The sequence below is a fragment of the Parabacteroides gordonii MS-1 = DSM 23371 genome, assembly GCF_000969825.1.
Lineage (GTDB): Bacteria > Bacteroidota > Bacteroidia > Bacteroidales > Tannerellaceae > Parabacteroides > Parabacteroides gordonii.
On record NZ_KQ033921.1, the window covers coordinates 1 to 19199 of the forward strand.

Here is a 19199-nt window from a genome sequence, read left to right on the forward strand (position 1 = left end):
TGGTCTTTCCTAATTCTCTTTGGATATAATTTTCAGCAATTATTTAGTACTAGGCATTTTTTTAGTTGGCGTTTAGCCATAGTTCTAAAAGAACTCTGTACATTTTATATCCGCGACAAATATATGAAATAATTATTACTCAGTGTTATTTTTCGTCAAAAAAATATCAGGCGATTTCGTTTTTAACACATTGGCTAACAATAATCAATCGATATTAAGTTAAATCAACGTTTGAATCTTAAAGGATATGTTAAATTGCCTTACATTATTTATTGTGTTTATTTTACTTCTACTTTTTTATTAACATCTCTAAAGCTTCTACTTTTAACTAGAATAACGCCCAAAAAGTACTTATCTCAATTCACTCGCTTTATTTGTTAAATACTATTTCATCAGCCGTTTAGATTTGGCATAAACGGCTAGTAATAAGTAGCATATGTATTTTTACACGATGGCGAATTAGCGTTTATAAACATAATATTTACTTAGAAAAATCCACCTTAGTTCTTTTAGAACTAAAAGCTATTAAAAACGCCATTTCACGTAGGCTTTAATCCTAAAGGGCTCTAAATTTAGTATCAAAATGAATTTAGAAGTGCTTATAACGCCAAAAATAACACTTCTTCAATTTTAAAACCATCAATTATGTTGAAAAACTTTAAACCAGTTAGCTTTATTTTGCTTGTTGGCGCATTGTGTTTACCGAAAGGCATGTATGCAGAATTAGTACCAGCCAAGCAAAGTACAAGTGTTTCCCAGCAAAACGGGAAGGTCACAGGTACAGTTGAAGATGATTTCGGCCCTGTTGCCGGAGCATCTGTCGTAGTGAAAGGAACAACCAATGGTAATATTACCGACATGGACGGTAATTTCACATTGGAAGGTGTAAAGAGCGGAGATATCATACAGATATCTTTTATCGGTTACACTACTCAAGAGATTAAGTACACAGGACAGCCTGCTATTCAGGTTAAACTAGCAGAAGACACACAAAAGCTGGATGAAGTAGTTGTAACAGCTTTAGGTATGAAGCGTGAATCGAAAGCTTTAGGTTATGCTGTGACAGAATTAAAGGGGGATGACATTAAAGTAGCTAATACTATTAGTCCGGTAGCCTCTCTGCAAGGAAAAGTAGCCGGTGTTGAAATTTCCAATTCAGATGGTGGTATGTTTGGTTCTACTAAAATCCAAATTCGTGGTGCCTCTACATTGAGCGGAAACAACCAGCCAATCTATGTTGTTGACGGAATTATTCTTGATAACAATGTCAGTAACGGAGAAGAAGCCGGTAATAGTGGGGACGAAGGGATTATTAAAGACTATGGAAATGAATTGAAAAACTTGAACCCGGATGATTTTGAATCTATCTCCGTGTTGAAGGGTGCAGCTGCAACAGCCTTATATGGTTCTCGAGGATTGAATGGTGCGGTGGTTATCACAACTAAAAGTGGTAAAGCCGGTAAAGGGCTGGGTATTAATTTTTCTCAGACTCTCGGCATAGACTACGTTTATAAACAACCGGATTTACAGAATATATATGGTGACGGTGCGCCTGCCGGCTATGTAACTTATGGTGATAAAGATGCAAACGGTAACTATTATCAGTTTGATACCATGAATCAATTTTACAGGAATGCGAATGGGGGACATGCTTTCTTGCAACCTGGAAACTGGGCTGGTAATGCCTGGGGACCTCGTTTCGACGGTAGCCCTATTGAAGGCTATGATCATGAAATGACAACATACAGTCCTGTTAAAAATAATTATAAAGATGCATATAACTTAGGCTTCAATACCAATACCAATGTATCTATATCAGGAGGAAATGAAAAGACAACATTCTATACTTCTTTATCTTATAAATATGCAGATGGTACATTGCCGAATAACTCATTCCAGCGTCTGTCTGCTTTAGCAAAAGCCAGTCATAAGATCACGGATAAAATAACAGTTGAAGCATCTATGAGTTTCGCTAACTCAATGCCGAAGAACTCCCCTTATGCGATCGGCCAATATTTCACCTCTAATATTTATTCATTCGATGATGGTTTCGGACGTTCATACGATTCAGACTATTATCGTCATAAATATAAAGGAGATCATGGTGGTTCGGCCAGCAATTCTTATGGAGACAAATATGGTTCAACACCGGCTCATAATTTATGGTTTAAGCTTTATGAAAACAATTATACTCAGAAAGAGACAAGTGTGCGTCCGACATTGAACGTTAGTGTGGATTTGTTGGACTGGTTGAAGTTTAAAGCTGAAGGTAATATGAACTATTACTATAAACGGGCAGAAAACAAAGAACTGGGTACCGGCTACGCTAATGAGGGCGGTAAATATGCTATGGACCAGTACACTAAAGAGCAAACAAACCTGAATGCAACATTTACCGGTGATAAGACTTTCGGTGATTTCAATGTACATGGATTCTTGCGTGGTGAATATTATAACACAATGGAGCAAAGTATGTCTGAAAATACGGAGGGCGGACTGACCGTTCCCGGACAGTTCTTTATCGGAAATAGTAAGAACCTGGCCAATTTCAGTGGAGAGCTAAAAGGTACCAAAAGAATGATGTCTGTCGCATTTCAAATAGGCGGTAGCTGGAAAAACCAACTCTTCCTGGACATAACCGGACGTAACGACTGGTCTTCGGCTTTGGTTTACACGAACAAAACAGGTAATTACTCTTATTTCTATCCGTCAATTTCAGGTTCATGGTTACTTAATGAAACATTCCGTGATAAGTTACCGGAGTGGATCACATTTGCCAAGATCCGCGGATCTTGGGCACAGGTAGGTAATGATACAAGTCCTTATTACATCAACCAGGGCTATACATTAAATAAGTGGCAGTTCTCTAATAGTTATATTTATGGTTTGGGTATCCCAAATAAAGCGTTGGAGTTGAACTTAAAACCGGAACGCAAAAATGCATGGGAAATTGGTATCGATTGGCGCTTTCTGGATAGCCGTATCGGAATTGATGCAACCTACTATAAAGAAAATACTAAAAACCAGATCATGGAGATTGCCGTACCGTCTGTATCCGGTATCAATAGTGAGCTGATCAATGCCGGTAATATTGAAAATAAGGGTGTTGAAGTAGCGTTGAATACTATTCCTTTCAAAAACAAGGACTGGGAATGGAGTTTGAATTTTACCTATACTAAAAACAGTAATAAAATCCTAGAATTACATCCGGATGTCGCTGATTATATTACATTGACTAATGGTGGCGGTGACTATGCTAATATCAAATCGGTAGCTAAAGTAGGAAAAGAATATGGAACATTGGTTTCAAGTCAACTCCCTAAGATTGATGAAGCTACCGGCAAAGAAGTGTTGGCTTACGACAAAACAAGACGTTATGCTTATGCTTTACGTGACGGAGAAGAAAAGGAAATAGGTTCTATCGTTCCTAACTTCCTCGGATCGGTATCAACCGGTGTTACCTGGAAAAATCTTTCGATAAATATATCGATGGATATGCGTTTCGGTGGATATATTGCTTCTTACGGTAGCCGTTATGGTGATGCTGTGGGTACAACTAAAAATTCCTTGAATTATCGTGATGCTGAACATGGCGGTATTACATGGACAAGTAAATTCGACGGATTAACTTATACGGATGGTTATGTTCCGGATGGTATATTCCCTTCAGGAACAGCGATCGAACAGGCAGATGGTTCTGTTTATACAGTAGGAGGTAGTGGAGAAACTTACCAATCATTATATGAAAAAGGACTTATCGAGCCGACTCATGCTTCAACATGGACATTACAAAGAAATGGCTGGGGAAAAGGTGTTGTAAATGACAGCTGGGTTAAAAAACTGAACTATATCGCATTGCGTGAAGTAAGTATCTTCTACCGTATGCCTTCTAATATAGCAAGTAAGATCGGAGCAAAATCTCTTAGCCTCGGACTTACCGGACGTAACCTGGGATATTTGTTGAACACAATGCCTAACCATGAAAATCCGGAATCTGTACGTGGTACAAAGACTACAGAATTCCGTTGTCCGTCTTTCTCGGCATTCACAGCTAGTTATATGTTCAATATAAATGCAAGTTTCTAATGCTGTCACATTAATTTAATAACAAGAAATATGAAATATACATCATTACTAACTGCAACATTGATCGGTGCAACATTGTTTACAACAAGTTGCATAGACGACTTTGCAGATATAAACACCAATCCAAGTACAGTGAGTAAAGGGGAACTTTCCTATTTGTTTGCTCAGGGAGTACACGATTTTGAACCGGCCGATTATACATTCTGGTTTTATAACGGTAAATACTATGCACAATTTATACAGGCATTCGTTCCCACAGGTGGTAATACGGAATTGTACAACCGTATGGATCAGACAGGAGGACAAGGAAGTCAGAATTATAGCGTGTTGAAGATTGCTCGCGAAATGGACAAGGTAATGAACGACTTAGGCCCGGAGGAAGCTGCAAAATATCAATACGTACGTACATTGCTGGATCCGTTGATCGTTTATCTGGGGATGTTCGATACTGATGGCTATGGAGATATGCCGTTCTCGGAAGCTTGTATGGCCCCCTACACAAATCCGATGTTGTTGACACCGAAGTACGATACAGTACAAGAGATGTATACGAATTGGTTAGATATGTTGAATAATACTATCGATATTTTGACAACAACTCCTGCTGTGGCACAAACATTCCCCGGTAGTCAGGATATGGTATATGCCGGAGATATCGCCAAGTGGGCTAAGCTGGCTAACTCTTTGAAATTGAAAATTGCAGTTCGCCTGCTTTCACAGGATAAAGCCAAGGCGATAGCTATTGCTGAAGAGGTTGCCAAAAGTCCGGCTGGTGTATTAAGCGGAACAGATGATGACTTTATTTTTAACAAAGGAATCACAGACTATCATTTCAATCCGGGTAATACAGTGAGTTTTGGAGCTCCTAAAAAAGAGGTAGCAGACTTCCTTATTAAGAACGAAGACCCTCGCGTACGTTTCTTCTATACCAAGAATCACTTCAACTCAAAAGTAGTACAAGCTTTCTATGATGCAGGAAAAGATGTTCCGGCTTACATCGAAGCAAATGTAAACTCTGAAATGGAGAATGGAAAGAAAGTGTTTAAAAGCTGGAAAGGCGCAGGTGAACCTTGGGTACGTTATTATGGTATACCTGCCGACATAGGTGCTGCTAACCAGACTGCTAAGTATGGTGACTATTTCGATGAGAACCGCTATAAACTGGTTGGTGCTTCTGCAGAAAAAACATTTACCCCTTATTCCATCTTCCAACAGGAAAACTGCCATGGAAACGTAACATATACTGTTCCTGTTGTTCCTGACGGTCCGGTTATCCAGGATAAGGAAAATCATGCATGGTATGGTTTCTATATGACTTCTGGTGAGGTTTATCTGTATTTGGCTGAATTTAAGTTGTTGGGTGCAAACCTGCCGTCCTCGGCGCAAGACTATTTCTCTAAAGGTGTTGAATATTCTGTAAAATCTTACGACCGTTGGGCCGGATTAAATCAGATCCCATATTATGGTACGACTTATGGATATGATCCTAATGAAGTCTCTATCGAGTTGAAAGATGGTGAAATAGAAACGATGCTGGCCAATCCGGACTATCAATTAACAGGCTCTAGGGAAGAACAGTTGGAGAAGGTTTATATACAGGAGTATATACATTTCATGTATCAGCCATCTGACCAGTTTGTTGCTGTACGCCGTTCGGGTATTCCTAAAGTCAGCAGTACATTAATCCCCTGGCAACTGCTGGGACCGAACACCGAAGTGCCCCGTCGATTGGAAATAGGCATACCTAGTAAGACAGATAAAATGTATGAGATCAAGATTGCGTCTTTGAAGTCTCAGAACTTTACAGGTGGAACCAGTCTTGAACCTTCTATCCTGAATCGTGAAAGAGTATGGCAGGATGCCGGTGCCCCTAATTATGGTGAAGGACCGAATTATTAATTGTAATCTGATTAAAAATCATTATAGCTTAAAAAAGCCATCTGGACATTGTTTCAGGTGGCTTTTGTGTAGATAGCGGCCAACTGTAGCGAATGGCAACAATGTCTATTGCGAGTTAAAACTACTCTATCTCGCGTCACCCCATCATCAAAGCATGGCAATCCGTTAACAATCAATGCACAACCCGATGACGCTACCGGGCTGAAACAGCGTCACCCACCCCGGTTTACCATATACTTTACATATCTCCAACATTCGAATCAACCACAAAATTATCCGGCAATTCTATCGGCTCCGGCCGCTTCGTATAGATACATAATCTCTTCGTTCCATCTTCTATTAAAATACCTTCCGCCACAAACTGTTTCAACTCCTTACGGGCCATATACTGCGTACAACCATTCAGCCCCTGATACCCCATCGTGGTAATATAAGCATGACGTTCTAGATACCATAACAGACGCCTTTCTTTTTCTTCCTGTGAAAAATCAGTCTTTTTAGGCTCTTTGTAACGCTCCAGAGGAATATTTTTCAGGGCCTTCTTCAGCTTGGCACAACAACGGAAGTTGACATTTTTGAAATGAACCGACTCACTACGCAACTCTTTTTTGTCTTCCACCGGACGCGAACGTAGTGAGACACTGAAATAACCGATCCCGTCCAAATAAACATTATAACCATCCTCCAGTTTTTCCGTCAGCATATCCGCAATCAGACGGACAGCACCCTTCAGATCGCCTCTGCTGTAAGTGGAGCGTTTGGAGCCCTCTTCTATCAACGCTTCGGTGTTCAGCGTACCCCAGGGAATAATACGGGGATGCAATACTATTTTTTTACCCGAACCCTTTTTCGGCGGATTCTTCTCCATTTTGTAAACTGCTGTCATACTAGTGTGCTTTTATTGTTCTCCCTATATGCTTTTAATGCAAAAGAAAGGACTCATTAAATAGTTGACCAATGTCAACTATATATTCTACCTTGGTAAAACTTTAATTTGACCTTGGTCAACTATATATTTTACCATGATAGAAATATTTAGAATATAGGACCAAAGGTACAAAAATCCGGTAGAAATACAATAGCTCCCGCTTATCTTTTTAATAGAAGAATTAACCATTATCATCCTGATAAAGATCGACTTCCAAGTGTACCAAACCAGTATTTCGGTAGCTATCTTTGAGCAAAATAATTAAAAAGAAAAGTGATATGAAAGCAACATTATTCAGTGCAAATTTAAAAACACCCAGAGCGATCAGCCTGGAAAGTCTGGCTGAATTAATAAAAGACAGTAGCAAAGCAAAACATATTATTGCTTTGCAGGACGAATTGTGCTATACAATGCCCGGAATAATCATCAATTCCAGCAAACGCCGGTGGAAGAACAACTCTTTTTTCAATATTTCCGTTTACCGGAACCCGGAGAGGAAGGTGAACTACTTCCTGCTGCTGAAATATTGAGACGCATCGAGCAACGGAGTAAAATAAAATCCGGTATTCGCAACATGGCTATGTTCGGTAGAATATTACTCAAAAATAATGTAGTAAAGAAACATACTAAAACCGGAAATTACTACCACGTAATCGAACTTCCGTAAAACAAAGGGTGACGCTATTTTAACATTACGGCGTCACCTTGTACATCCCTATCCATCAATCAATTAAACAACCAATCACGACTGATGACTCGGCTTTTACTAAAATTTACATAATTAAGGCAAAATCGCTCCAGCTACAAATCTCTCCCAATCAGTTAATAAATATTTACTAACAAAATAGCTTCAAAAATCGTAAAAAAGTACATGTATGACTGTTTTTAATACTGTTAATATATGTATCCGATAAAACATAACACCTTGATATTCAGTATTGCTTATCCTTAAAATCGCCTTAGTTCTTTTAGAACTATGGCTAAACGCCAACTAAAAAAATGCCTAGTACTAAATAATTGCTGAAAATTATATCCAAAGAGAATTAGGAAAGACCATTGTTTCGCCAAAGCAATGTCTATTTTATGTTCAATAAAAACCATCAATTATGTTGAAAAACTTTAAGCCTGTAGGCTTATTGCTATTAGCCGGTACTTTGGGATTCCCTGGGTATGTGTTTGCGGATACGGCTATTGCAATGCCAAGTACTAGCATTTCCCAGCAAAACGGGAAAGTGACGGGAACAGTAGAAGATGAATTCGGTCCTGTAGCCGGAGCATCTGTTGTAGTGAAAGGAACAACTAATGGATCGATTACCGACATGGACGGTAATTTCACATTGGAAGGAGTAAAAAGCGGTGACGTTATTCAAATTTCTTTTATCGGGTATTCCACCCAAGAAATCAAATATACAGGTCAACCGAATTTAAAAGTAAAAATGGCTGAAGACGCTCAAAAATTGGATGAGGTCGTTGTAACAGCTTTGGGTATTAAACGCGAAAAGAAAGCGTTAGGTTATTCTGTAAGTAGTGTAAAAGGCGAAGAGCTAACAGAAGCCGGTACGCCGATGAATGCTATGCAGGCTCTGTATGGTAAAACATCTGGTTTACAGTTGCAATCTACTGCTTCAGGTCCTTCCGGTGGTATGAACATTAAGGTTCGTAATGCTATTTCTTTGACCGAAGACTCTTCTACCCGTCCGTTGATTGTTGTGGATGGAATTCCTATTCATGATGAAAATACCGGACAGTCTGGTAATAGCCGTACCGGTGGTGACCATGGTACAGGTCTAAATGACATCAATCCGGAAGATATTGCTTCCATCGAAATTCTAAAAGGTGCTAAAGCTGCCGTACTATACGGTTCGGAAGGTGCTAACGGTGTTATGTTGATTACAACTAAAACCGGTGGTAAAAAAGGCTTAGGCATTGATTTCGGGATCAACCATTCCTGGAATGTAGCTGCATACTTACCTGAGTTGCAGAATGAATTCGGTACTGGTTCGAGTGCTGGTACTGCTGCTTTGAAAGAAATCTCTAAAGACGGTTTCTATACTATGACTGACCCGAATACAGGACAGCCAGTTGAGTCATTGTGGAGAGGTTCCCAATATAATTTCGGTCCGCGCTTGGATGGTCGCCAGTTGTTATGGTGGGATGGACAGTATCGTTCTTATTCTGCACAGAAAAATAATCAAAGGGATTTGTACCGCACAGGTGGTCAGACTAATGTGAATTTTGCATTGAGTAATGGCGGTGATTTAGGTTCATTCCGTTTATCGTATAACTACCGTGATTACAATGCAATCTCTTATGGTGCCGACAACAAAGCCCATTCATTCAGTTTTGCTGCGGATCTGAAAGCAAACGACTGGATTAAGGTGAAGATGAACACCAACTTCTCAAATACGAAAGATCATAATGCTCCGTATGCCATGCAAAGTTTTGCAACGTATGGTTTTCCACGCGAACAGGATGTCAACTTGATCAAAGACACGTATCTGACAGATGAAGGTTACAATTATTTCAGTATGAACCAATCTGTTACACAGATGGCTCCTTACACAAATTATATTGCTGGTTATTATTGGTCACAGTTGCGCAATTCAAATGACTATGACCGTAATCACTTGATTCAATCGTTGAACGTTGATGTCAAATTCAATGATAAGTTCTCCTGGAATACACTGGGTGGTATTGACTGGACTGTAGCAGATCAGGAGATTAAACAGCATGTCAGCAAACCTTTGTCTTACGAGAATAAGCAAGGCTGGTATCAGGTTGCAAGCAAACGTAACATGATTATGTACGGCCAGTCTTCTTTCAACTATAATCAGACATTCAATGAAGTCTGGGATTTGTCAGCGATGGTCGGTGGTGCTGTAAAGTATAATAAAGAAGATTATCAGGAACAATACGTAGCGGAAACATTCGCTCTTGAAAACTGGTTCTCTTTGAGTAATACCCGAGAAGATTTCGGACCACGTTCCAGTCGCTCTCGTGGCAATGACCTGCTGTTGAGCGTATTTGCTTCTGCTCAATTGGCCTATGCCAATCAGGTTTATTTGGAAATCCAGGCTCGTAACGACTGGTCCTCTATCCTTCCTCCAGAAAATAACCATTATTTCTATCCGGGTGCCAGCTTGTCATGGATTTTTACAGAAGCATTTGAGATCCCGAGTTTAAATTTCGGTAAAGTACGTGCTTCTTGGGCCGACGTAGGTCGTCCAGGTCCCCGTTATTATGGGAACGTAGACTTTTCATTAGGAGCTTATGGCGGACAACCGACCATGTCTTTACCGGATCATTTGCCACCGGCAGACTTTGCTTCTGCTAATGGAGGATTCCCGGTTCCTAACTTGAAACCTGAACGTAAGCGTGAATATGAAATCGGTTTGGAGGGTGCATTTTTACCAGGCAATCGTATCGGTGTAGATTTCTCTTTCTTCCATAATAATACTTATGACCAGATTACGAAGTTGACAGTGCCTTCTTCTTCCGGTTTGACAGAGGTTCGTATGAATGCGGGTGATATCGCCCAGAGCGGTATTGAATTTTCTCTGAATACAAAGCCGATCATGACTAGAGACTGGACTTGGGAAGTGGGATTCAATTTGGCTAATTATTCAACAAAAGTAAAGAAGTTGGGTAAAGGTATTAACCAGTTGGATATGTGGGGTGCTACAGGTGCCTCTGTTCGAAGCATTCCTAACGGTGAATACGGTGAAATCTATATTTATCCGTATCAGCGTGACGACAATGGTAACCGTATTGTTAATCAGGGAACCGGTGTTTGGGACTTTGATAAAACACAGATGATCAAAGTAGGTAAGATTACCCCGGATGTTGTCGGTGGTCTCACAACCAGCCTTTCATATAAAGACTTTTCATTGAGCGCTGTATTCGACTTCCAGTTCGGTGCAACCATGATTTCGCAGACAAATATGTATTTGTTGGGTAACGGTTCCGGTGTTGAATCATTGAAGTATCGCGATGAAGCTCGTGGCGGTCTACCATATTATGTAAATACAGCTGGTGAGAGAATCAAGTTAGATAGCCATTCGGCAGCCGTTCCTGCAGATTCATTCTATCCGTTCATCTTACATGATGGTGTGATCACTCCAGGTGTTACTAGTGATGGAAAGACAAATGAAAAACTGATCACTGCTGAACAATACTATAGTCAGTTATATTGGCAGGGTGGTATGGATTTGAGTGAAGATCAAATTTATAAAAGTGATTATATAGCTTTGCGCTCTTTGTCGTTTAACTACAATTTGCCGAAAAGCTTCCTGTCAAGGTTCAAGATCCAAAGTGCACGTATCAATGCTTTTGCAAACAACTTGTGCTATATCTATAAGGCAATTCCGAATGTAACACCGGAATCTACACAAGGTACTAACTCCTTTACAGAGGCTACCAGCATCCCGGGTGTTCGCAGCTTTGGTTTGGGTCTTAATGTTTCATTCTAAATCAGATAACAGAATATGAATACAATTAAAAAATACATAACCAGCTTGGCTTTAGGTGTTGCCGTAACCGGAGCAATGGTGTCGTGTGACACGCTGGATGAGAAATTTTATAATCCGGATAAGTTGACAGAAGCCGACTTCAGCTTGCTATTTGCTTCTGCCCAGACAAAAGGACATCTATTCCGGTATGACTATGGTGCTACTTTCCACTATATGAGAGGTTTTGGCAAGATGCTGGGATTAGGTGTCAGCCCGTTATATTTGGACAGAACCCAAAACAATACGATTGTCCGTCCGTGGGATGGATGGTCAGGTACTCCGTTTAATGAATTTATATTCACGCAGACTTGTACAAATTACAGCAAGGAGCTCAGTGGTATGAAATTGTTGTATGCTGACATGACGGAAGAGGAACAGGAGCAAAACAAGGTGTATATGCTTTGTAGCGATATTATCCGTTCTTATGCGTTCCAGCGTGCAACAGACTTGTACGACGATATGCCTTATTCGGAAGCTGGTGGTGCTTTTCAGGAATTGTTCTATCCTAAATATGATACACAGGAAGAGATTTACACGAGTATCATGGAAACTCTGAAAAGTGCAGCAAAAGATTTAAGTGCATATCAATTCCATACAGAAGCAGAAAAGTCGAAATTCTCATCTGTAGATCTTCTGTGTAACGGTGATTTGGACAAATGGATTCGTATGGCTAATTCTTTGCGTTTACGTATGGCAATGCGTCTATGTCATGCAAAACCAGATGTAGCCGTTTCAACGATCAAGGAGTTGGTTGCAGAAAACCGTATGTTGACCGAATATTCGCATGATCTAGGTTTTGAAGAACAGGATAAAACGCATGCATTCGAATTGACTTTCTTCCGTGGTGTTGATGAACGCGGATACGAATCTGGTGCACCGGCTACAATCATTAATGATATCATGAATTATGAATATCAACCAGGTGATGAAAACGGTATTACTCGTCACGATTTTGATCCACGTCTGTATGCTATGTTCCAGCCAGATATCCACGGACGTTATATAGGCTTGCCGTTAACTATAGAAGAAGCAGAAGCGGAACTTCCTAAATATTATACAACACAAGAATTGACTGACATGTATAATTTTAATGATGTGGTTACTAATACATGGAATCCAGAACGTATTCCAGCAATGTACAATCGTCGTACTTATTTCAATTTTGATATGAAGTTTCCGGTAATGGGATCAACAGAAACAAACCTGTTATTGGTAGAAGCAGCTGTACGTTGGCCGGGTGAATTCGGTAGTATTGATGTTAAACAATGTATCAAGAAAGCAATCGATGCTTCTACTCGTTTTTATTACAATGTTAATAAAACAATGAGCTATAACGAATCTTCTCTGCCGAGTATTCTGTACGTTCAGGCAAAGGCTAAAGCTCCGGAGTTGGATGAAGATCATTTGGCTGATTATGAAGAACTGGCAGCTAACAAGTTTGCAGGTCTAGCTTCAACAAAGGATAAACTGAAATTCATTTTCGACCAGAAGTTCTGCCATATGAACATCATGAATCCGTATGAGATTTACAATGAAGCTCGTCGATTGGTAAAAGACTTTGATGGTGAACTGCCATTTGTTGCTACTCCTAACGTTGTATTCCAAGAACGTATGTTCTATCCGTCCAGCGAGTTGACTAACAATGGCGAAAACTTTGCAAAAGTAGCTCATAAGAATACATATGATACTCCGGTATGGTGGACAACCCGTACCACTGCTGCTGAGAACCATAATGGTAATGCATTGTAATAAACATTAGCTTAATGCTACATAACCGCAAAGGCTGTCGAGAAACTTTTTCGACAGCCTTTATTCACTATATAAATCTAGTGTATAACTTAACAAAATAAGTAATAATGAAATCAATTAATGTGATCCTGTGTTGGATAATGGTGATGATGGTCGGCTTACCGGCTTGTAGTGATGACGATGAAAAGACGATACCGGCTCATACGGAAGAGGAGAAAATATGGATTGCCGATAATCAGAAATATTTTCAGGAAAAAAAGGAAGATGTAGAGGATGATGGTCAATTACTGTATCAACGATTGGTTGTGGATGATGATACGCTTTTGTATCGTATACTGGAAACGAGCCAAATAGATTCTTTCCCTAAGATAGATTCTGATGTAAAAGTTTCCATGTTGGGAATACTCCCTGTTTCCCAAACGGTTATTGTAGGTAACAAAGATGGTAATCCGATAGATCAGACTTTAGATCTGGATAGCCCTAATCTGATTAAAGGCCTGGCTACTCTTTTGCCGGAAATTCGTAAAGGGGAAAGAGTGGAAGCTATAATCCCTTATCAGTTAGGATATGGAGATCGAAATTATCCCAATCCATATATTCCGTTATGCTCAACGTTGCAGTTTACTTTCACTGTAAAAAGTTTTGACTAATCATTATAGGATGAAAGTCTTGTATTTCTTTTTGACGGTGAATTTTCTTTTGTCCTGTCTTCCTCTCGTCTTGGGAGCGCAGGAGACGAAAAAAACTCCAACGAATATTTTCTTGTTTGACCGGTTTACTAATGGGAAAATTTTGCTAACTGATGAACGTTGTATAGTAACTCAATTTAATTACAACTGCCAAACACAGGAGCTATATTTTAAGGCAGCCAATAAATACCAAATGATGTATAACACATCGAATGTTGATACTCTTTATATTCAAGATCGGAAATTTGTTCCGGCTCATGAAGGGTGACTTTACCTGAAATAGGTTTACAAATTAATTACTTCAATACTAAAAAACTTGTCAAAATAAGTTTATTCATACTGATACTCTTTACAGTAGCTAACCGTGTCTTACTAAAAAAGTTTACACGGTCAACAATGGACAATCCGGAGCCTCTTTCTTTCCGGGGGAACAAGTGGGAGGGCTCGATGCCCTTCCTCTTGTTTAGGAATAACAATGGCATAAACCATCGCCTATTCTTTCCGGGTCTTGCAAAGTTATACATAATCCTGGTTCATAGCCTCTTTGGGTGTATAAACTTTGTTTTTCCAGTACTTTTTCAATACCCCTGTACCCTGGTGGGCTTTCTCGGGAGTAAGCATATTGTTACTCATATGAGGACGCTTGGTATTATAGAAATCAATGATTTGACACATTTTCTTTTCTATCTCTTCCAGCTTCTCAAACACCCCCATCTTGTAAAGCCACTCCTGTTTGATTATTCCATTAACCCGCTCGGCTACAGCATTGTCTGTTGGCTTGTAATCCTCTGTCATACTGATAGCTATATGATGGTCAGTCAATGTCTGCACATATAAGTCACAGCAATACTGGACGCCTCTGTCCGAATGATGAATCAGTCCTGACAGAGGTTCACTACCAACCTGTTTTATAGCCTGATTTAAAGCACTTAACGTATAAACGGCATGAAGTCCGGGAGCCATGCACCAACCAATTATTTTATGAGAATAAGCATCAGTTATCAGATGCAGATAGCAAACCGTATCTTTTAATGGTATGTAGGTTATGTCGCTTACCCACAATTGATTACGCGCATCCGGTGTGAAGCCTTTTATCAGGTTCTTATGCTTGCGATACCGATGATTGGAGTTTGTTGTCCGACGTCCTTGGGAAGGCTTGAGCATCAGCTTTTTACGCCGTAGAAGCTTGTAAAAAGAATCACGTCCCATCATTTGATCACGCCCATAGAGATCACAAAGGATTAGATACAGTTTAAAAGCACCTATGCCGGGATCTTCCATTCGATATTCCTTTACAGCCGAACAAATCATGTTCTCCACGATCTCTTGGCCAGCATGTTCTTTCTTGTACTGATAGTAGGCTTGCCTACTATTACCAAACAATCCGCAAAGAGTTTCAACACTTTCTTGCTGATACTCTTCACGCAGGAGAGTTACTGTTTGGCACCAGGCTTTTTTCTGATGCTTATGCCCTCATTTTTCTCTGCTACATCAATGAGGAGCTCCAAGCCGCGAGCCCGGAGATTGGCATACCACAGAGCCTTTTCAAGCTCTGCTATACGTTGATTTAACGCCTTTTCGGACCGAGGATTTGATCGGTCTTCAATCTTTTCCATATGCTTGCTTATTACTTCTTCTGACAAAGATAACTCTTTGCCATCAATAGGATAGCGTTGCAGCCAGGATAAAAGCACACGGGTACAGCTTAGACCATACTTCAGTGTTATTGAACGAACACTGCTGCCACTGGCATAGTAGTCTGTTAGAACCTCTAATTTGAAACTTTCTTCATAATGACATTTCTTACGATTTTGCATTTTTTTACACTTTATGGTTACACTGGGTGTAAACCCTATTCAGTATAAGACAGGGTGTCGTTTTCTAGAGTGTATTTCGGTTGGAGAGGAGACTTTACTGGTTGATTGGAAAGTGAGGTTTTATTATAAAGGTAAGCGAAGTGCGATGGGAGTAGTATCTCAAGCTGGAGGCCAAGCTTCAGTAGACATGGAATGGATGCTAAATAAAGGGTTAAGCAATCCAGATAATAGTGTGTATAAAAGAGAGATTCAAAATACATACTGGATCATCTTGAATGGACAGCAAGTATCTTTCAGCAACCTTAAATCATTCTTGAAACTCTATCCCGACACTCACCGGAAAGCTATCCGTCAACTAGCGAAAAACCAGTCCATTAATTTTGATGATCCATGGCAAGTTGCTAAACTTATAATTATTTGCCAAAACTTTTAAACCAGAAAGCGATCATTACATAAATTCTAATCCCCCATTACAAGTATTTGTGATTAAAAATAAAAACAAAGAGGTTATTTCGCTTATAAGGAATAACCTCTTTGTTAAATAATCAATTAATACTTCTTCTCATTCGCCAGATTCCACATATTCAGGAAAGAGGCTTTTGTTATATCGACAATCTTATTCCAATTGATCTTTTCTACGTGGTCGCTCGGCATATGGTAATCCGGATGGCCATTGGTGTGATACCAGATAATTGGTATATCGCGTTTCGCAAATGTTCCGTTATCACTCCCTCCTACCGGTTTATCCCAGGCATGATAGATCGGTTTCAGATTCAGATTGTATTTCTTGATGTCATTCTTCAGCCAGTCACCGAAAGCCTTATTGGCTTCCGTATAGAAATAGTCAACCTGTTCAGGAACTGCTTCATTCGAGTTACGACCGATCATATCATAATTCAAATATCCTTTTATATCTTTCAGGAAAGAACAGTTTTGTACAAAATATTCAGATCCTAATAATCCTTTCTCTTCTCCATCCCAGAATGCAAAGATTACAGTACGCTCCGGTTGCTCATCGGAAGCCAGAAAGGCTTTTGCTACCTGAAGTACGGCAGATACACCCGATGCATTATCGTCTGCTCCGTTATAGATCTGATCGCCTTCCAGCATAGGATCGAATCCTAGATGATCATAATGGGCACCGATAATAACAAATTCATTCGGATTTTTACCTTCTATCTTACCCAGGATATTACGCATCGACAGTTTCTGATGTACACCTTGCTTCAATTGAGCAATCGAATCCGGATGAACCTGGAAACGACCTCTCTTCTGCCTTTCTTTATTATAAGCCTCAAAAGGCTGATAATAAGATTCATTCAAAGGAGCGATACCCATTGTTTTCAAATTGGATACAATATACTCCGCAGCAATACGGCCACCCTGAAATCCAGCCTCACGTCCTTCCAGTTCATCACTGGCTAAAAAGCCGATATAAGCTTCTGCATTTTCTTTATTGATCACGCCTAATCCTTTCTCGACCGGCGACTGTGCCCAAAGGGTAGTAGATAGCATAAGGGATGCTACAAATAATCCTGTTCTCTTCATCGTATGATTGTGTTTTACAAATTATTGGAATAATTAGTTTCAGCTTCCGGTCACAAAGATAAAAGATTAATCTAAGATTTGTAAGGGATAGAAAATAAAAAAAGGCTAATCTTCGCTGTTCTATCAGCGTCGAATGCCCATCCATTATCTCTCACCAGTCTTTATAAAAGACCCTGGTGAAGAGAATACATCAAAATAATATACTTTCTTTTTACTTAATTTTTTGCGTTAGCGCCCATTTCTTCCAACAGGCGGCGGATTTCAGCATTTACTCGCTGACTCATTGTACCATTTCTCATTGACTGGTAACGATCAGCCTGATAACGCAACATCGCTAAAGTACGAAGATTTTCTTCATTTCTACTTGTCATCATAATCTTTACATTTTTATGTCTCCCACGCTTGGAAGACTCATTAATAATTTAACCTAAACTCTTGTCTTTTCTTTTTGTTTACAGTGCAAAGATAAGCACTTTCTTTAAAACTATGCTATAAAACATATAAAATATTTCTATGTTTATATTTATTTAATCTATAGAAATAGTTTTTTTATAAGATAAACAGCCTACTAAACAGCTGTCAATTCACCTGTAACCGAGTTGATTACGAAGCCCCGGACACTAACATCGGACGGAATCAACGGATGGTTACAAACCTGGTTTACGGTATTCCTTACAGAACCTTCTGACGAATCAAAACCATGCAACCACTCTTTAAAATCGACTCCGCAGTAACGTATCATATCAATACGATCTGCCGGAATACCTCGTTTCTTCATTGCCTCAATCATCTCTTCGCTATCCATATGCTGTGCACCGCAATCCGAATGTCCGATGATCATAATCTCGGTTACCCCCAGATCATAAATGGCAACCAACAAACTTCGGATTACACTTCCAAACGGATGCGAGATCACTGCACCTGCGTTTTTGATAACTTTCACATCGCCATTCTTAATACCTAGTGCAGCAGGAAGTAACTCTGTCAGACGAGTATCCATACAGGATACAATGGCAATTTTCTTGTCCGGATACTTATTCGTTATAAACTTCTCATATCCTTTGTTCTTTACGAACTCTTTATTAAATACTAGTAATTCGTCAATCATGAGCTTGCTTTTATAGTTATAACAAAGCAGATCAAATAATGTTCAAATGTTTCAAGGCTTTGAAAATTCCATCTTCATCAACAGAATCCGTGATATAATCTGCATACTGTTTCACATCGTCTTCCGCATTTCCCATAGCGACCCCGATCCCGGCATGTTGAAGCATAGCTACATCGTTGCCCCCATCACCAAAAGCCATACATTCATTCAATGGTATTCTGAAGTATTCCAGCATTTTATCAATCCCTACCCGCTTACTGCTTCCGGCGGGTACTACATCTGTAAATAAAGGATTCCAGCGGGTAGATTCACAATTGGACAGTATGGTCATAATCTTTTTTTCCTGTTCGGCTGTAAAAAAGGAAACCAGCTGATAAGCCGTCTTCCCACGTATTTCATCCATAGGACGGATAGGCGGCTCCGGAAAATTAAGCATATTGAATATCTCCTCCACCGTTTCATCTTTATAATTCATAAAGATTTCCTTTTCCTGTACGAAAGCACAAGGGAAAGACTCTTCAGTTTCCATATAACGGATCAGGGCCTCGATATCCCTATCAGGAATACTGTGTTTATAGATCACTTTATCTTCCCCTGCAAAACAATAACCACCATTTAAAGTCACATACCCGTCAAACTTTAAATCGCCCAGATTATTAATGGAGGTGTAATGGCGCCCTGTAGCAATAAAGACTTTAATACCTTTCTTCCGTAAGAGATCCAATGCTTCAATGGTGGATTGGGGGACTTCGTGCGTTTTAAAACTGACCAATGTTCCGTCGATATCGAAAAAAACTGCCTTAATCATACTTTTCTTATAACCTAAATTTGATACAAAGATAAGAATAAATAAACACATGCAATTTT

General features: G+C 39.6%; 15 protein-coding genes. 8 read left to right on the forward strand and 7 right to left on the reverse strand.

The features are described from left to right. Positions 1-645: 645 nt before the first annotated feature. Both HMPREF1536_RS24360 and HMPREF1536_RS24365 read left to right on the forward strand, forming a co-directional pair. A complete protein-coding gene (locus tag HMPREF1536_RS24360) occupies positions 646-4086 on the forward strand; it encodes a SusC/RagA family TonB-linked outer membrane protein (RefSeq protein ID WP_028726855.1) in 3441 nt (1146 codons plus the stop codon). Positions 4087-4116: 30 nt separating this feature from the next. After that, on the forward strand, positions 4117-5985 hold the full coding sequence (locus HMPREF1536_RS24365) for a SusD/RagB family nutrient-binding outer membrane lipoprotein (RefSeq protein ID WP_028726854.1): 1869 nt from the start codon (positions 4117-4119) through the stop codon (positions 5983-5985). Positions 5986-6223: 238 nt separating this feature from the next. Here the strand turns inward: HMPREF1536_RS24365 and HMPREF1536_RS24370 are convergent, their stop codons facing one another. Beyond that, a complete protein-coding gene (locus HMPREF1536_RS24370; protein WP_028726853.1) occupies positions 6224-6871 on the reverse strand; it encodes an HU family DNA-binding protein in 648 nt (215 codons plus the stop codon). Positions 6872-7191: 320 nt separating this feature from the next. On the opposite strand from HMPREF1536_RS24370, the gene HMPREF1536_RS28300 reads away from it, so the two are divergent. The 5 genes from HMPREF1536_RS28300 (at position 7192) to HMPREF1536_RS24390 (ending at position 13820) form a co-directional block, all read left to right on the forward strand. Next, positions 7192-7443, forward strand: a complete 252-nt coding sequence (locus tag HMPREF1536_RS28300) for a hypothetical protein (RefSeq protein ID WP_028726852.1) — start codon at positions 7192-7194, stop codon at positions 7441-7443. Then, on the forward strand, positions 7359-7580 hold the full coding sequence (locus HMPREF1536_RS28490) for a DUF3874 domain-containing protein (RefSeq protein ID WP_157395709.1): 222 nt from the start codon (positions 7359-7361) through the stop codon (positions 7578-7580). The genes HMPREF1536_RS28300 and HMPREF1536_RS28490 overlap by 85 nt, the downstream gene beginning before the upstream one ends. Before the next feature lie 439 nt (positions 7581-8019). Beyond that, positions 8020-11382 (forward strand): SusC/RagA family TonB-linked outer membrane protein, encoded by a 3363-nt coding sequence (locus HMPREF1536_RS24380; RefSeq protein ID WP_028726856.1) that lies wholly within the window; start codon positions 8020-8022, stop codon positions 11380-11382. A gap of 15 nt (positions 11383-11397) precedes the next feature. Next, the gene (locus HMPREF1536_RS24385; RefSeq protein WP_028726857.1) at positions 11398-13170 is read left to right on the forward strand and encodes a SusD/RagB family nutrient-binding outer membrane lipoprotein; all 1773 of its coding nucleotides are present in this window, start codon (positions 11398-11400) and stop codon (positions 13168-13170) included. A 107-nt stretch (positions 13171-13277) separates the two neighbouring features. Further along, a complete protein-coding gene (locus HMPREF1536_RS24390; protein ID WP_028726858.1) occupies positions 13278-13820 on the forward strand; it encodes an FKBP-type peptidyl-prolyl cis-trans isomerase in 543 nt (180 codons plus the stop codon). Positions 13821-14375: 555 nt separating this feature from the next. On the opposite strand, the gene HMPREF1536_RS24405 is transcribed toward HMPREF1536_RS24390, so the two are convergent. Both HMPREF1536_RS24405 and HMPREF1536_RS24410 read right to left on the reverse strand, forming a co-directional pair. Further along, on the reverse strand, positions 14376-15242 hold the full coding sequence (locus tag HMPREF1536_RS24405; RefSeq protein ID WP_233426434.1) for an IS3 family transposase: 867 nt from the start codon (positions 15240-15242) through the stop codon (positions 14376-14378). Between the two features lie 50 nt (positions 15243-15292). Then, the gene (locus tag HMPREF1536_RS24410) at positions 15293-15676 is read right to left on the reverse strand and encodes a hypothetical protein (RefSeq protein ID WP_046151776.1); all 384 of its coding nucleotides are present in this window, start codon (positions 15674-15676) and stop codon (positions 15293-15295) included. Positions 15677-15821: 145 nt separating this feature from the next. On the opposite strand from HMPREF1536_RS24410, the gene HMPREF1536_RS24415 reads away from it, so the two are divergent. After that, positions 15822-16109, forward strand: a complete 288-nt coding sequence (locus HMPREF1536_RS24415; protein ID WP_147337578.1) for a hypothetical protein — start codon at positions 15822-15824, stop codon at positions 16107-16109. Positions 16110-16225: 116 nt separating this feature from the next. Here the strand turns inward: HMPREF1536_RS24415 and HMPREF1536_RS24420 are convergent, their stop codons facing one another. The 4 genes from HMPREF1536_RS24420 to HMPREF1536_RS24430 all read right to left on the reverse strand — a co-directional run bounded on the left by HMPREF1536_RS24420 (position 16226) and on the right by HMPREF1536_RS24430 (position 19140). After that, positions 16226-17224 (reverse strand): M28 family metallopeptidase, encoded by a 999-nt coding sequence (locus HMPREF1536_RS24420; RefSeq protein WP_028728650.1) that lies wholly within the window; start codon positions 17222-17224, stop codon positions 16226-16228. A 215-nt stretch (positions 17225-17439) separates the two neighbouring features. Further along, a complete protein-coding gene (locus tag HMPREF1536_RS28005; RefSeq protein WP_007658304.1) occupies positions 17440-17598 on the reverse strand; it encodes a hypothetical protein in 159 nt (52 codons plus the stop codon). 194 nt (positions 17599-17792) lie between these two features. Continuing rightward, entirely contained in the window at positions 17793-18332 is a 540-nt protein-coding gene (locus HMPREF1536_RS24425; protein WP_028728651.1) for a beta-class carbonic anhydrase, read from the reverse strand. A 31-nt stretch (positions 18333-18363) separates the two neighbouring features. Further along, positions 18364-19140, reverse strand: a complete 777-nt coding sequence (locus HMPREF1536_RS24430; protein ID WP_028728652.1) for a Cof-type HAD-IIB family hydrolase — start codon at positions 19138-19140, stop codon at positions 18364-18366. Positions 19141-19199: the final 59 nt, after the last annotated feature.

Bases quoted from the DNA above. Each gene is read 5' to 3' on its own strand.
- HMPREF1536_RS24385 (WP_028726857.1), top strand. From the start codon at position 11,398: ATGAATACAATTAAAAAATACATAACCAGCTTGGCTTTAGGTGTTGCC.
- HMPREF1536_RS24420 (WP_028728650.1), bottom strand. From the start codon at position 17,224: ATGAAGAGAACAGGATTATTTGTAGCATCCCTTATGCTATCTACTACC.
- HMPREF1536_RS24380 (WP_028726856.1), top strand. From the start codon at position 8,020: ATGTTGAAAAACTTTAAGCCTGTAGGCTTATTGCTATTAGCCGGTACT.
- HMPREF1536_RS24360 (WP_028726855.1), top strand. From the start codon at position 646: ATGTTGAAAAACTTTAAACCAGTTAGCTTTATTTTGCTTGTTGGCGCA.
- HMPREF1536_RS28005 (WP_007658304.1), bottom strand. From the start codon at position 17,598: ATGATGACAAGTAGAAATGAAGAAAATCTTCGTACTTTAGCGATGTTG.
- HMPREF1536_RS24425 (WP_028728651.1), bottom strand. From the start codon at position 18,332: ATGATTGACGAATTACTAGTATTTAATAAAGAGTTCGTAAAGAACAAA.
- HMPREF1536_RS24415 (WP_147337578.1), top strand. From the start codon at position 15,822: ATGGGAGTAGTATCTCAAGCTGGAGGCCAAGCTTCAGTAGACATGGAA.
- HMPREF1536_RS24410 (WP_046151776.1), bottom strand. From the start codon at position 15,676: ATGCAAAATCGTAAGAAATGTCATTATGAAGAAAGTTTCAAATTAGAG.
- HMPREF1536_RS24370 (WP_028726853.1), bottom strand. From the start codon at position 6,871: ATGACAGCAGTTTACAAAATGGAGAAGAATCCGCCGAAAAAGGGTTCG.
- HMPREF1536_RS28300 (WP_028726852.1), top strand. From the start codon at position 7,192: ATGAAAGCAACATTATTCAGTGCAAATTTAAAAACACCCAGAGCGATC.
- HMPREF1536_RS24430 (WP_028728652.1), bottom strand. From the start codon at position 19,140: ATGATTAAGGCAGTTTTTTTCGATATCGACGGAACATTGGTCAGTTTT.
- HMPREF1536_RS24390 (WP_028726858.1), top strand. From the start codon at position 13,278: ATGAAATCAATTAATGTGATCCTGTGTTGGATAATGGTGATGATGGTC.
- HMPREF1536_RS24365 (WP_028726854.1), top strand. From the start codon at position 4,117: ATGAAATATACATCATTACTAACTGCAACATTGATCGGTGCAACATTG.